The organism is Sporomusa sp. (assembly GCF_035561155.1).
Classification (GTDB): Bacteria; Bacillota; Negativicutes; order Sporomusales; family Sporomusaceae; genus Sporomusa.
In genome coordinates this window covers 13073-28058 of the sequence record NZ_DATMYD010000104.1, presented here as the reverse complement: position 1 = coordinate 28058, position 14986 = coordinate 13073, and the positions used below count along the sequence as shown (strand labels likewise).

15 protein-coding genes are annotated in these 14986 nt (G+C 46.0%); all 15 read left to right on the top strand.

The annotated features are described in order from the left end of the window. The first annotated feature begins 7 nt into the window (after nucleotides 1-7). The 15 genes from kdsB (at nucleotide 8) to VN447_RS14580 (ending at nucleotide 14839) form a co-directional block, all read left to right on the top strand. Entirely contained in the window at nucleotides 8-751 is a 744-nt protein-coding gene (kdsB, locus tag VN447_RS14650) for a 3-deoxy-manno-octulosonate cytidylyltransferase (RefSeq protein ID WP_325526087.1), read from the top strand. 14 nt (nucleotides 752-765) lie between these two features. Then, complete coding sequence (kdsA, locus tag VN447_RS14645; protein WP_325526086.1) at nucleotides 766-1590, top strand: 3-deoxy-8-phosphooctulonate synthase; 825 nt, start codon at nucleotides 766-768, stop codon at nucleotides 1588-1590. Nucleotides 1591-1619: 29 nt separating this feature from the next. After that, nucleotides 1620-2594 (top strand): KpsF/GutQ family sugar-phosphate isomerase, encoded by a 975-nt coding sequence (locus tag VN447_RS14640; RefSeq protein ID WP_325526085.1) that lies wholly within the window; start codon nucleotides 1620-1622, stop codon nucleotides 2592-2594. Continuing rightward, complete coding sequence (locus VN447_RS14635; protein ID WP_325526084.1) at nucleotides 2594-3139, top strand: KdsC family phosphatase; 546 nt, start codon at nucleotides 2594-2596, stop codon at nucleotides 3137-3139. Before VN447_RS14640 ends, VN447_RS14635 begins: the two co-directional genes overlap by 1 nt. Nucleotides 3140-3186: 47 nt before the next feature. After that, nucleotides 3187-4068, top strand: coding sequence for a lysophospholipid acyltransferase family protein (locus VN447_RS14630; protein ID WP_325526083.1), 882 nt, complete (start codon nucleotides 3187-3189; stop codon nucleotides 4066-4068). Beyond that, a complete protein-coding gene (gene lptC, locus VN447_RS14625) occupies nucleotides 4065-4628 on the top strand; it encodes an LPS export ABC transporter periplasmic protein LptC (protein WP_325526082.1) in 564 nt (187 codons plus the stop codon). Before VN447_RS14630 ends, lptC begins: the two co-directional genes overlap by 4 nt. Then, nucleotides 4625-5374, top strand: coding sequence for an LptA/OstA family protein (locus VN447_RS14620; RefSeq protein ID WP_325526081.1), 750 nt, complete (start codon nucleotides 4625-4627; stop codon nucleotides 5372-5374). The genes lptC and VN447_RS14620 overlap by 4 nt, the downstream gene beginning before the upstream one ends. Nucleotides 5375-5422: 48 nt before the next feature. Continuing rightward, nucleotides 5423-6142 (top strand): LPS export ABC transporter ATP-binding protein, encoded by a 720-nt coding sequence (gene lptB / locus VN447_RS14615; RefSeq protein ID WP_325526080.1) that lies wholly within the window; start codon nucleotides 5423-5425, stop codon nucleotides 6140-6142. Nucleotides 6143-6152: 10 nt separating this feature from the next. Beyond that, nucleotides 6153-7241 carry an LptF/LptG family permease gene (locus VN447_RS14610; protein ID WP_325526079.1) on the top strand — a complete coding sequence of 363 codons (1089 nt, stop codon included), beginning with the start codon at nucleotides 6153-6155 and terminating at the stop codon, nucleotides 7239-7241. Nucleotides 7242-7277: 36 nt separating this feature from the next. After that, a complete protein-coding gene (locus VN447_RS14605; protein WP_325526078.1) occupies nucleotides 7278-8549 on the top strand; it encodes a DUF3084 domain-containing protein in 1272 nt (423 codons plus the stop codon). 403 nt (nucleotides 8550-8952) lie between these two features. Continuing rightward, entirely contained in the window at nucleotides 8953-10095 is a 1143-nt protein-coding gene (locus VN447_RS14600; RefSeq protein WP_325526077.1) for an S-layer homology domain-containing protein, read from the top strand. 123 nt (nucleotides 10096-10218) lie between these two features. Continuing rightward, nucleotides 10219-10632 (top strand): pre-16S rRNA-processing nuclease YqgF, encoded by a 414-nt coding sequence (locus VN447_RS14595; RefSeq protein ID WP_325526076.1) that lies wholly within the window; start codon nucleotides 10219-10221, stop codon nucleotides 10630-10632. A gap of 291 nt (nucleotides 10633-10923) precedes the next feature. Next, the gene (locus tag VN447_RS14590; protein ID WP_325526075.1) at nucleotides 10924-12117 is read left to right on the top strand and encodes an S-layer homology domain-containing protein; all 1194 of its coding nucleotides are present in this window, start codon (nucleotides 10924-10926) and stop codon (nucleotides 12115-12117) included. Between the two features lie 206 nt (nucleotides 12118-12323). Further along, nucleotides 12324-13604, top strand: a complete 1281-nt coding sequence (locus VN447_RS14585; protein WP_325526074.1) for an S-layer homology domain-containing protein — start codon at nucleotides 12324-12326, stop codon at nucleotides 13602-13604. A gap of 305 nt (nucleotides 13605-13909) precedes the next feature. Further along, entirely contained in the window at nucleotides 13910-14839 is a 930-nt protein-coding gene (locus VN447_RS14580) for a hypothetical protein (RefSeq protein WP_325526073.1), read from the top strand. Nucleotides 14840-14986: the final 147 nt, after the last annotated feature.

The following is a 14986-nucleotide window of genomic DNA, read 5'->3' as shown; positions in this document are numbered from 1 at the left end:
TATTCTGATGAAAATACTGTGTGTAATCCCGGCACGCTACTCGTCAACGCGGCTGCCAGGCAAGCCGCTGGCAATGATTGCCGGTAAACCCATGATCCAGCATGTGTACGAACGGGCAAAGCAGGCTAAACGGCCGGAGACTGTGCTGGTCGCGACAGACCATGAACTGGTCTATAGCGTTGTTAAGGAGTTTGGCGGCGATGTAGTACTGACTTCACCTGATCACCCGACAGGGACTGACCGCTTGGCTGAAGTCGCCGCTAAATATCCTGATATAGATATCATTATCAATGTTCAGGGTGATGAGCCGCTCATAGAGCCGGAAATCATTGACCTTTTGGCCAGTGCCTTTGATGGTAGCCCAGAACTGAATATGGCAACCCTCATGACTGAAATGGATAAAGATGAATACAACCTGGCCAGCGCTGTCAAGGTCGTGGCAAGTTTGGACGGTTATGCACTCTATTTTTCGCGTTCCTTGATACCTTATCCACGGAGTAACAAGCTGCCTGACGGTCCACTGCCAGTCTATAAACATATCGGTATTTACGCATACCGGCGTGACTTCCTCCTTAACTATGCCGCCTTGCAGCCAACGCCGCTTGAACTAACTGAGTCTTTAGAACAGCTTAGAGCACTTGAGCATGGCTACAAAATAAAAGTACTTAAGACAGGTTTTAAATCGATTGGTGTTGATACTCCGGAAGAGCTGGAGAAAGTCAACGCGTATTTCAAAAAGCACCAACTATAAAGGAGGCCGACTCTATGAATACAGTACAAATTCAAAACATTACCGTAGGTGCGCAAAACCCCATTACCCTGATTGCCGGACCATGTGTGATTGAAGAGCCTGAACGTACCCTTAAGATTGGCCGGGCTATCAAAGAAATTGCCGATCGACTGAACATCCCTTATATCTTTAAAGCATCTTACGACAAAGCCAACCGTTCGTCATATAACTCTTTCCGTGGGCCTGGCCTTAAGGAAGGCTTAAGCATTCTGGCTCATATCAAAAAAGAACTGGGAGTGCCGGTTGTAAGCGACATCCATTGCGTGACTCAGATTGAAGCGGCAGCCGAGGTGCTCGATATCCTGCAGATCCCGGCTTTTCTGTGCCGGCAGACTGATCTTGTATATCAAGCAGCCCGGACAGGTAAGGTCATCAATGTAAAAAAAGGCCAGTTCTTAGCGCCGCTTGATATGAAGAATGTCATCGCTAAGATTGAAGAAGCCGGTAATCACAATATCTTGCTGACAGAACGCGGTGCAACCTTTGGTTATAACAATCTGGTGGTGGATTTCCGGGCACTGCCGATTATGCGGTCACTGGGTTATCCTGTCGTATTTGATGCCACCCATAGTGTTCAATTGCCTGGTGGCGCCGGAACCAGTTCAAGCGGCCAGCGCGAGTTTGTCCCCTACCTGACAAGATCGGCAGTAGCCGCCGGGATTGATATGCTGTTTATGGAAGTCCATGACAATCCGCCTGAAGGTAAGTCTGATGCCTGTAATATGCTGTATGTAGACAAGCTGGAAGAGCTATTGAAAGATGTTTTGGCAATCGACAGTGTTACGAGAAAATATAAGTAGAGCCATTATCCTTCAAGGGAGGTATTACTATGCCTATTGAACAAGCACGGGCCTGCTTAGAGCTTGAAGCCGATGCTATCCGCGCGTTGATTCCGCGCATTAATGATCAGTTTGTTGCTGCAATGAACATGATTTTGCAATGCTCAGGCCGGGTAGTTGTTACCGGTATGGGCAAATCTGGGCTTATCGGCAAAAAAATAGCTGCAACCTTGGCCAGCACTGGTACGCCGGCCTTTTTTCTTCATCCGGCCGAAGGCATTCACGGCGACCTGGGTATGGTTACAGCCACTGATATCGTCTTAGCCATCTCTAACAGTGGTGAAACAACGGAGCTCATCAGTATTTTGCCTGCGTTAAAACGTATCGGCGCCCCCATCATTGCGATGACCGGTCGCGAGCAATCTACCCTTGTGCAAAATGCCGATGCTTTTCTTAATGTTGCTGTAGAGAAAGAGGCCTGCCCGCTAGGTCTGGCTCCTACGGCCAGCACAACGGCAGCGCTCGCCATGGGGGATGCACTGGCAGTAGCGCTGCTGTCGGCCCGTAATTTTACGCCTGAGGAATTTGCTTTATATCATCCGGGCGGTGCACTGGGGCGAAAACTATTGCTGACTGTGGAAAACGTGATGCACGGCGGCGAAGACCTGCCGGTGGTAACACCTGATAAAACAGTAAAAGAAGCCTTATTTGCCATTACCGCTCAAGGGCTTGGTGCTGTACTTGTAGTTGAGTCGCTTGAAAGTATGCAGCTGGTGGGGCTCTTAACTGACGGCGATATCCGCCGCAGCCTGGAAAAGGGTCATGAATTCCTGGATAAGCCGGTAGGTGAGCTTATGACCAAAAATCCGCGCACAATTGCTAAAGATAAGCTTGCCGGCCATGCCTTAAACATCATGGAAAAAAATAAACCGCGTCCAATCACCCTGCTTCCAGTAGTTGACAGCCAGTTTCGGGCGATTGGCATTATTCACCTTACTGACTTATTACGTCAAGGAGTGGTATAATGGATAGTGTCTCATGCGCAAAAAAAGTCAAACTACTCATTTTCGATGTTGATGGTGTTCTGACCGGAGGGCATATCATATTTGGCAAAGAAGGCGAAGCTGTAAAGGAATTCTATGCCCAAGACGGACTGGGCATATCCTTGGCTCATAAAGCCGGACTTAAGACCGCGATCATTACCGGACGCGAAAGTGAAATGGTGCGGCGGCGTGGGGCCGAACTCAAAATCGGGGACGTATATCAGGGTGCCATGGATAAGGTGACTGCCCTGCAGGAACTTGTGACAAAACACTCGATTGCCTTAGACCAAATCGCCTATGTCGGCGATGACATCAACGACCTGCCTGTTATGATTCAGATTGGCCTGCCCTGCGCGGTTGCCAATGCTGTGCCTGAAGTGAAGGCTGTAGCTAAATATGTTACCAGCCGTCAGGGCGGTAACGGAGCCGTCCGTGATGTCATTGAGCATATCTTAAAGGCCCAAGGCCTCTGGGATGGCCTTATCGCGGACTATATGAAACCAGAACGATTTAATATAAACCAGTAATACAACGGAAGAGAATTAGAGTTTAGTAGGGGGTGGAGGCTGGGTATATGTCAAATGAATGGCAATATTATATTTGGAAAGCAGCCAGCCGCTTCGCCTGCCTGCTGCCGCATTCAGTGATACTTTTTGCTGGCAAACTGCTCGGTCGCCTCTACTACCGGGTTGCCAGGAAGCAGCGTAACCGCGCCCTTAAGCAGATTAAAGAGCGTCTCAATCTTTCTCAAATCGCTGCTGAATCCATTATCAAAAGCTCATTCCTCAAGCTGGGGCAGACTTTTTTGGAAGTCCTTCAGATGCCGGCTTTGACTAAAGAAAAAGTCAAACACTATGTTACCTTTGAAAATAAGCACTACCTTACCGACACGCTGGCACAGCAAAAAGGCGTAGTATTTTTGACAGGCCATCTTGGCAACTGGGAATGGTTTGGCGCGGCGCTTGCTTTGGAGGGCTTTCCAGTGGCAGACATCGTGAAACGTCAGCCAAATGACCAGCATACCCGCATATTAAACGAACACCGGCAAATGTTCGGCATCGAGATATTTGCCAGCGGCACCAGTGAAATATTAGGGGCCGCCAAAGCGTTAAAAAAAGGGAAGCTGTTGGCATTTTTCGCTGACCAGGATGCTGGCAATGAAGGCGTATTTATTGATTTTTTGGGTAAACCTGCAGCAACTCATCTTGGTCCTGCTGTTTTTGCCCGCAAGTTTAAGGCGCCTGTTGTCCCGGGCTTTATTGTCCGGAACCCTGATGGTACTCACCGTATCCTACTGCAGCCGCCTATTTACTATGAAGATACCGGCAACCCGGATGCCGATTTATATAACCTGACTGAACGCATGACCAAAATCATTGAATTAGCAGTCAAGACCTATCCTGATGAATGGTTGTGGTTTAAAAAGCGCTGGAATACGGAGGTGAAGTCTCCTTGACGAAAAAAACATATTTGGGTATTGCCTTTGCAGTACTCATCCTAGCCGGGGGACTCTACTATCTCTTCTGGGGGGGAACCGCCGGAGACTCATCAACTGATCCCCAGGCAGCCCCGGCTCAGGCCGCTTCTAACCTTACCTTTGCCGGCAGCTCCATTGTTGAGGAGCAGGATGGGAAAAAATTATGGGAACTAAGTGCCGACACCATTGAGGCTGAACCTACTGGAAAAGTAGTCTATCTAAACAACCTAAAAGGTGTGTTTTATCAGGAAAACGGCAATAAAATTGAGATCATTGCCAAGCGGGCAATCCTGGATTCCAAGACGCATGACATTTCTATGCAGGGAGATATCAAGGCCACCGCCAGCGACGGAGCGGTATTTACTGCTGCTGAAGCCCGTTGGTCCGGCGACCTCAAGAGCTTTACCGGCACCGGCGGTGTCACACTGACTCGAAACGGCACCATTATTACCGGTGATAATATCCTGACAGACGCCAATATGGAAAAAGTCAAAGTATACGGCAGGGCCAAGGTAATCACAGGAGGGAAGACTGAGTGAAAAAAATAAAAAAAGTTTCATCGACGGCTGTAATTGCCATGACATTAGCGTTTAACTTAGGAGCAGGCAGCCTGCTTGCCTTGGCGGCACCGCAGCCTACAGCCAAAACCCCTGTTGAGATTGCGGCCGACTCGATTGACTACGACTCAGCCAGCGGCATTATGCTTGCTACCGGTGGTGTCCGTATTACTCAAGGCCAAGCCGTAATGACAGGCGCGAAAGCCGAGTACAATACCAAAAGCCAAGAAGGTCATCTTACCGGCGGCGTTAATGCCGTTAATCAGGATGCCACTCTGACTGCTGCTGAAGTAAAGACATATAAAAACAACACTCATCTGATTGCTATGGGTGATGCTGTACTGACGAAAGGTGATCAGCGGCTTACCGGTCCTAAGATTGAGTATTTCTCAGAGACTCAATACGCATTGGTGCCCGAAAATGGAAAAATTGAAATGCCTGACGGGACAATGACTGCAGATAAAATTGAAGCCTTCATCCCTGAAAACAGCGCTACCGGTACCGGGTCTGTTCATATCGTTAGTCCGGCGCGCAAGCTTGATGCCACCTCAAATACAGCAACCTACTATGGTGATCCCAAAGGCCAAAGCAAAGTAATTCTAAACGGTAACGCCCGTGCCATCCAGGACGGCAATATTCTGACAGGTGAAACTCTGACACTGCGTCTTGATGAAAAAGCCATGGATGCTCAGGGACGTACCAAACTGATCATAACCCCGCAGCAATAAGGTGCAATTGGGGTTTAAACTCTTAATAGTAGCGAGGATGTTTGCGATATGTATATCGAAACCCGCGATTTAGTAAAAACTTTTAAAACCCGTAATGTGGTAAATGGTGTCAGCCTGCGTGTCGAGCAGGGACAAATCGTCGGCCTCCTCGGGGCGAACGGCGCTGGTAAGACAACTACGTTCTATATGATTGTCGGCCTGGAGCGTCCCAACAGCGGCCAGATTTTTATTAACGGCGAAGAAATAACCCACATGCCGATGTATAAGCGCTCACGGTATGGCATAGGCTATCTGCCGCAGGAGGCCTCTATCTTCCGCAAACTCACAGTGGAAGATAACCTTATGGCCATCTTAGAAACAACTAAGCTTACCAAGAGCGAAGCCAATGCCAAGATGGAAAGTTTGTTGGACGAATTTCATGTTACCCATGTTCGCAAACGCCAAGGCTCTGAACTGTCAGGCGGTGAACGCCGCCGTGTGGAGATTGCCCGGGCGCTGGCTACAGATCCTGCCTTTATTCTTTTAGATGAACCATTTGCCGGCGTTGACCCGATCGCTGTATCTGATATTCAGGCCATTATCAGCTATCTGAAGGAACGCGGCATCGGTGTGCTCATCACCGACCATAATGTCAGGGAAACACTCAGCATTGTCGATAAAGCCTATATTCTTAACGAAGGTCAAATCCTGATCGATGGCGACAGTGAGACGATTGCTAACAGCGAAGTCGCGAAAAAGTATTACCTTGGCCACAACTTCAGCTTGTAAGGAGAATTTCATGCGTATACTTGACAAATACATCCTAAAAGAGCTGCTGGGGCCATTTTTTTTCGGTATAGCCGCATTTTCCAGTGTCTTTATTGGCACCAGCACGCTGTTTAGAATTGCTCAATATGTAACTAAATACGGTGCATCAATCCCCACCGTAATCAAGCTGTTCTTATACAGCCTGCCGGGGATCATTGTCCTAACGTTTCCCATGTCCATGCTGTTAGCCGCACTCTTATCTTTCGGACGTCTGTCCGGTTCAAGCGAAGTAACTGCTATGAAATCAGGGGGACTTAGCTTTTACCGGCTGGCTGTTCCGGTTATGATCACTGCTTTTGTGGTCAGCCTTGCAGCCATCGTTCTCAACGAAGAAGTCGTGCCGGCTGCCAATGCCGGCTATAGTAACATTGTGCGCTATGAGATAGAAAAAAATACCCGGCCTAAATCACAAGAGCATATTATTGTCAAAGACGTTAAAGCAGGGCAGATTGAACGTCTGACCTATGCGCAGAACTTTATGGCAGATACCAACACTATGAGTAAAGTATCTGTCCAGGAATTCGAAGCCGGACGCATGGTCAGGATCGAAAATGCCGAGAGCGCGGTATGGGCGGCTGACCGCTGGATCATGTATAATGGTACCATCACTGATCTTGCAACAGATGGCAGAGTGAGCCGAACCCTTAAATTTACCGAACAGGTAATGCCGATTGATAAAAAACCCACTGATATTTCGCGGGAACAAAAAAAGCCTGATGAAATGTCGATGAAGGAACTCAAACAGACTATTGAAGTTTTGAAAAAAGAATACGCAAAAACAAGCAACTATGAAGTCGAACTTTACCAGCGGGTAGCTATTCCGATGGCGAGTTTTGTCTTTGCCCTAATTGGTACGCCCCTGGGGCTGTCCCCGAACCGGTCAAGTTCTTCCATTGGTCTTGGCCTGAGTATTATCATCATCTTCATGTATTATGCAGTATTGACAGTCTCAACCGCCCTAGGACAAGGCGGGGCTATTGCGCCCCTGGCCGCTGCCTGGATACCTAACATAGTTGGTACACTGGCAGGCATCTATTTGATCTATAAGGCCTCACGCTAACGATAGTCTCATTACCTGTAGAGAGGAGGGATATCTATGTACGGTGTAGTGCTAATTGCCATAATTGCTGTTATGGGCGGCGCCATCGCGTATATTGGCGATAAACTAGGTACCAAAGTAGGCAAGAAGAAACTCAGTATCTTTGGTCTCAGACCCAAACATACCTCGATTATTGTAACCATAGTCACAGGTATTCTCATATCGGCGATTACGCTGGGTTTCATGACTGCCGTATCCTGGGACGTCCGAACCGCATTATTTGGCATGGAAGAGCTTAAGGCTGAACTGGTATCCCTAAACAATGAAGTGGATTCTAAATCGAATGAGCTTGAACGCAGCCGCGCTGCCCTTGAAACCAAAACGACGGAATATGTGGCGATAAGTGCAAAGGTCAAAGATACCGCCGAACGCCTGGCGCAGATTATGGTAGAGCTTGATGAAGTCGCTGCCGAGCGTGACAAGGCAGCTGATGCCTTAAGCCTGCTGCAATCAGATTACTCCCTGGCACAGCGTGACTTAGCCAAATACCAAGGAGATATTAAGAATCTCCAGGCAATAAAAAAAGAACTAGACAGCCGTATTGCCGGTCTTAACACAAAGATGAACGAATTAAATACGGCCAAGACAGCTCTCCAGAGTGACGTTGACCGCCTGAACGATTTGACTGTCAGCCTTAAAAAGGGTCTCCAGAGTGTCCGTGAAGGCACCGTAGTATTCCGAACCGGTGAAGTGCTCTCTACCTCAGTTGTGGCCGGAGGTAAGTCGCTGGAGGCTACGACCAGCTCACTGGGTGAGGCAGTATATAAAACCAATGCGCAAATTCTGGATAAACTTGGCGTATCTGACAAAAAACTTGAAGTTCTATGGATTGCCCGTTCTGAGTTCGACCAGGCGGCCGCCTTGATTGCTGAAACTAATCAACCAGTCATTGTCCGTATCTCAACAGTGGGCAATACTGTATATGGTGAACCGGTAATAGGACGGCTTGAACTGTTCCCTAATCACCTGGTGTATAACAAAGGCGCGGTTGTTTACAGTGAAGTCGCTGATGCTTCAGGTAATGCACAGCAGGCAGAGGAAACCGTCATGGTCTTCCTGCAAAAAGTGAATGCCGCCGCTGTTAATCAGGGCATCCTGCCTGATCCCATCCAGGGTACAGTAGGCAGCATGAGCGGCTCACAGCTATTTGAGATTGTTAACAGAGTCAAGCGTTACAGTGGCAAGGTAGAGCTCACTGCTGCGGCCAAGACCGACACCTATACAGCCGGTCCGCTGCAAATCGAAATACGCATTAAAAGCGCACTCTAAATAATTGACAGAATATACCGGGTAAGAATCCTGCTTAGCAAGCAGGATTCTTTGTTTTTTTGCAGAATATATATCAACATGAAGTTTAGTTATGTAAAGTTCATAACTACTTCAAGATGCAGTTGCTGTATTTGATAAATGCTTATAAATCAAGAGTTTTACCAAAAACTACATGTAGTTAGTAAGGAGGAATTCTTGCAACTGTGTCGAAATTATGTTAACATAAAACCTGCGGAATGCGGCAGGTGCATATCGAGAATAAGCCCTGCGGAGAGGAAGGAAAGATTGAGGAAACGTGGATACTCATTCGAAGCCATCCCCCCTGAACGGGTAGACCTCCCGGTATGTCGGTGGCAACACCCGCAAATTTAAAATATATTAAATTTCAAGGGGGATATCTCGAATGAACAAGAAACTTCTTAAAGTAGCTGTTACAACTGCTCTTACCGTAGCCTTTGCCGTTCCGGCTTTCGCTAACCCGTTCTCCGACGTACCTGCGAAACACTGGGCCTATGACGCTGTAAACAAACTGGCTAAAGCCGGTGTAGTAACTGGTTACGGCGATGGCACCTTCAAAGGTGACAAAACTGTTAGCCGTTACGAAATGGCTTCCATGATTGCTACTGCCATGCAAAAGAACCTCAACAACGACCAAAAAGAAATCGTTGACCAACTGTCCAAAGAGTTCGCTACCGAGCTTAACAGCATGGGCGTAAAAGTAGAAGCCCTTGACAAAAAAGTGGACAACATGGTTAAAATCTCCGGTGACGCCCGTGTTCGTTACGCAGCTCTTGAAAATAATAGTGATGACACCGATTTCCGCGCTCGTGTAAGCTTCGACGGTAAAATTAATGACAACATGAAGTTTAATGCCCGTGTTACTACTGGTGACGTTAAGTACGATGATGCTTTCACTACTAAGAGCTCAATTAATCTTGACACTGCCAACGTAACCTTCAACGCTCTTGGCCTGACCAACACCATCGGCCGTCAAGACATTAAACTTGGCAACGGCTCCCTGATGGACACTCAAATGACAGGTTTATCTTCTAACCTGGGCGGACTGAAAGTGTTTGCCGGTAACATGAAAGACCAAAACCGCATTTATGTCGGCGAATATGGTCTCAACATTGCCGGTGCCAAAATTACTGCCGACTATGTTAAAAACGATACCACGGGTGACGACACTTATGGTGCTAACGCCAGCTTCAAACTGACCAACGGTGTAGCTGCCCTTGGTGAATTCTACAAAACTGACGGTACTGCCGTTAACGCGAATGCTGCCGCTTACGGCCTGAAGTTCAACAAACTTGGCCTGACAGCTCTATACCGTGACGTAGAAGCCGGTGCCCTGCCGCTGTACTCTAACATGCGCATTGATCTGACTCCGGTAGCGAACAACAACGGCTTTAAAGGTCTGGAAGTTCAATACGACAGAGCCCTCGCTAAAAACACCACCCTCAATGTTAAGTACCAAGACTTCGAAGATCAAAACGGCATTGAGCTTGGTGCCCGCACCGCTGCTACCGTTAACGTTAAATTCTAATAAGCATTCCGCAACAAAAGGACGCCCTCGTGGCGTCCTTTTTGTTTTATATGCATATATGTGATATCATCAAAGCGGAAACATTTACAAGGCTAAAGTATGTAGTTATGGAGGGAATGTTTAGTGCCCACAGACATAGTCTTATCCATCGACCCAGGCCGGGAAAAATGCGGAATTGCCGTAGTACATAAGGAGCACGGCGTCATTTATAAAAACGTTATTACCACTGCTGAACTGATTACGACAGTGACTACCCTGGCTGCAACCTATAATCTAACAACCACAGTCATCGGTGACGGTACTACATCTCATACCGCTCAAACAGCCCTTGCAACTATTAAAACTAACGGTCATAAGCTTAATATAATACCTGTCGATGAACACCGCTCTACTGACGAGGCGCGTACGCTCTACTGGACAGATAATCCGCCCAAAGGCCTAAAACGCCTGCTTCCAACTACCATGCAAGTTCCGCCAGTACCGGTAGATGACTACGTTGCTGTCATATTGGCTGAGCGTTATTTTAGAGAACGATAATATAATTATTGTAAACATTTTTGTGGAGTGCAAAAAATCAATACTTTTTTTTGTAAAATTTTCTTAACAAACAAGCAGGAATATATTCTATCATGTAGAATAACTCAAATATAGGAATAATTTCCATGTCCTATATTTAACTGGGTCTTCACGCCGATCTAAGAATTTGGCGTTAAGATATGAGCCATAAAACCGAAAGAAGAGACATTGAGGAAACATGGACACTCAACAGCCCTCTTCTTAGGTAAGTGCTCAACAAAAAAACAAGAAACCTAAGGAGGCAAACAAAAAATGAAAAAACAAACTGCTCTGGCTTTGGCTGCCGTATTCTCCCTGAGCGTAGCCGGTACCGCGTTGGCCGCTCCTGCTAACCCTTTCGTGGACGTTCCTGCGAAACATTGGGCTTATGACTCTATTAACAAACTCGCTAAATCCGGCGTAATCTCCGGTTACGGCGATGGTACCTTCAAAGGCGACAAAACCCTTACCCGTTATGAAATCGCCGTTATCGTAGGCAAAGCGTTGGCCAACAGCGACAAAGCCGATGCTGAAACCAAGAAAGCGCTGGAAGCTCTGAAAACTGAATTCGGCGTAGAACTGAACAACCTTGGTGTACGGGTTGATAATTTGGAGAAAAACGCTTCCAAGGTTAAGTTCACTGGTGAAGTTCGTGAACGTTATGATTATCAAGAAGACTATGGCAATAAAATGCAAACTCGTCTTCGTTTGAAGATGACTGCTCAAGTAGATGAGAATGTAACTTTCAATGGTCGTTTAGCCAGTCAATCTACATGGGGTAATGCAGATTCAGCAAATCAAGTAAAACTGGATCAAGCGTATATCAGTGGCAAAGCAGCAGGTTTAGATTATAGCTTCGGTCGTCAGCCGATCTTCTTAGGCCAAGGCCTACTCGCTGATGTTAGCGATAACAATGATGGTTTAGTATTAAGCGGTGGTAAAGATGTAAAAGTTACCACAGGTTCTTTTAAGAGAGGCAAGTCTAATTTCGTTGCTGCCAACATAGACGCTAAGGTTGCTGATGACCTCAATGTAACCGTTTCTTACATCAAAGATAAGGATGCTACTAAGGCGTATAAGAGTACTGCAGCAGGCTTAAGCTATACTGGTTTCGGTAAATTCGCAATAAGTGGCGAGTATGGTAAAAACGACGCTAAAAATATCGATGCTAAAGCGTGGATGGCTAAAGTAAAATACGGCAACGCTGGTGCGGTTAATACTGCTGGCGTTTGGATTGGCTACAGAAATGCTGACAAAGATTTCGATCCTGCAGGTTTAAACACGCTTGATTATGGTATCTTGGACGGCAGCATTGGTGTAGTTGACAATGTTAAAGGTTTAGAGTACGGTGTTGAGTATACCGTATTCAAAAACGGTGTATTGACTTTTCAGTACAATGACCTGGAACAAAAAAATACCAAAATTGATAAGAAAAACATCTGCGCTCACCTAGTCTATAGCTTCTAAGATTGAAATTTCTAAAACCGCTAACTTTTGTTAGCGGTTTGTTTTTTTTGAAAATTATTTTTTTGACAATGAAGGAATATAATACATATTGTAGAATATATTACATCAGGCAAATAATGAGAGAACTATGAGGAAACATGGACACTCATATTGATCTCTCCTTAGAAGCTTAAAAAAATTCGTAAAATCTAAGGAGGCAAACACACATGAAAAGACAAACAGCTATGGCTCTTGCAGCAGTATTTGCAATGAGCGTAGCAGGAACTGCCCTTGCTGCTCCTGCTAACCCTTTCACCGACGTTCCTGCAAAACACTGGGCTTATGACTCCATCAACAAGCTTGCTAAATCCGGCGTAATCTCCGGCTATGGCGATGGCACCTTCAAAGGCGACAAAACCCTTACCCGTTATGAAATCGCCGTTATCGTCGGCAAAGCGTTGGCAAACAGCGACAAAGCCGATGCTGACACCAAGAAAACTCTTGAAGCTCTGAAAGCCGAATTCGGCGCAGAACTCAACAACCTCGGCGTTCGTGTTGATAACCTTGAGAAAAACGCCAGCAAAGTTAAGTTCACTGGTGAAGTTCGTGCACGTTATGAGTATTCCGACGATTCAACTACAAACAAGAAAAACTACGAAAAAACCCGTGTACGTCTCTCCATGACTGCACCTATTGATGAAAACGTAACCTTTAAAGGCCGTTTCCACAGCGAATCCTCATGGGGTGTCTCCGGCACTGGTATTGGCCCTGCTCCTGACACTAACAATACAGTTCTTGACCAAGCTTATATCACTGGTAAAATCTTCGATGGCGCTGTGACCTATAACTTTGGTCGTCAACCTAGTTACCTGGGCCAAGGCTTACTGTATGATAACAGCCAAAACAATGATGGTTTAGTAGTAACTGCTGGTAAGGATGTTAAAGTTACCGCAGGTGCTTTCAAGTACTCAACATGGAATTTTGTTGTTGGCAATATTGATTTCAAGCTTAATGACAAACTTAATCTTACCGCTTCTTACCTCGCAGACGATGCAGACGGTGCAGTTGCTACTGGCAATCTGTATAAGAGCACTGCTGCTGGTTTGAAATACACTGGTTTGAAAAATTTCACTGTAAGTGGTGAGTATGCTCAAAACGACTCTGACTGGGCTAATTTAAAAAACGCGGGCGACGCAGCAAAAGCCTGGGCAGGCAAGATCAAATACCGTGGCGCTAAAGCTAGCGAAGCTAAATCCTACGGCGTATGGGTTGGCTATAGAAAAGCTGATGAAAACTTTGACAAAAAAAATGTAGGTACTCTTGATATGGCCAATGGTATGGACGCCGTCTACCTGCTTGAAAACGACAATGTTAAAGGTCTGGAATACGGTTTTGACTACGCTGTGTTCAAGAATGGCATCCTGACCATTCAGTACAACGATCTGGAAGAAAATAAAGGTACTCGCGACAAGAGAAACCTGATTGCCCAACTTGTTTATAGCTTCTAATTAGAAGCAACGAAAACCCGCTAATTTTGTTAGCGGGTTTTTTCTTCTTGGGGGTCATACGGGGGTCAGGCTTGCGTTATTTAAAAGATTGTGCTATTTGTTTCCGTGTTAGGTTTTGCTCTTGATGTCGCTGGAGACAGTTCTTTTTGATAATATGACCTTATAGTGTCCTCAAGAATATTATTTTTCAGCCTATAATAGTGTTTATAAAATATATCTTCCTAATATCCTGCTAGTGTCTGGCAGGATTATTTGCGTATCGTGCCGAAATATGCTAATAAAATACTTCGAAGGAGGAATTTGGTTTGCTTAAAAATAGGTTAGTAGCAACTATTACTCTCACATTGCTGCTGATTTCACTATTAGCAGCTCCGGTATCAGCTCAAGCAGCAGGCGAACTTACTGTTATCGGCAAACTGGCGACAGTTGAAAGAACCATATACGGCGCTACTCAAACGGGAGCATTAATCGATCGGGTAAACAAACTAGAACAGGACATATATGGACAAGAAGCACACACTGCGGTACTGCCACGTGTGGATAAATTGTATAACCATGCTTTTGAAACAACAGAGCAGTCGTCATCGCTTATTACCAAGCTAAACGCGGTGGAGTGGACACTTACCCATAGTGTCAGCAATAGCCCAATAAAGATACGAATTGAGAATCTTGAGAAAACTATGAACGGCAGTCCCACTACAGGGTCTCTGGACGAACGTACCGATAAACTGCTTCGCCTTGCCTATACTGGCGGCCAATTTGAGGTTAATTCCGTGACGATAGCCAAGGATACATTGGTTAAAATCAAAACACTATCTACCTTGAACAGCAAAAAAAGCCGAGCTGGCGATAATGTCGCATTAGCTGTAGCCGACGATGTTTTTATTGACGGTGTACTGGTACTTCCCAAAGGGGCAACCGGTATCGGTAAAGTGGTAAAAGTCCAGCAAGCCGGAAACTTTGGCCGGGATGCCAAGCTTGAAATAACCTTTGATAATCTTGAAGCGGTTGACGGCAGTAAAGTTAATACCTTTCTAGGTGATAAAGCCAAAGAACAGACCAAATCTTTAACCAAAGCAGCCGGTGCCAGCGTAGCCGGTATGATTATCTTAGGACCTGTTGGTATCATTGGCGGTGCTTTTGTAAGTGGCCAAGATGCTAACATTCCTATCGGCAGCCAGATGTACATTCAGACTAAAGATAACGTTGAAGTTTATGGGATTAAAGTAAAATAGTCGGTAAATCCAGTGAAAAAGTCGCCTAATAGCGGCTTTTTCTACATATTACCGGACAAAGCATGAAGGAATGGCGATGGATTTGTCGAATAGATTGTAGAATACACGCCTGTTACCCATAATCTTTTACTAGTAGGAGAATATTAA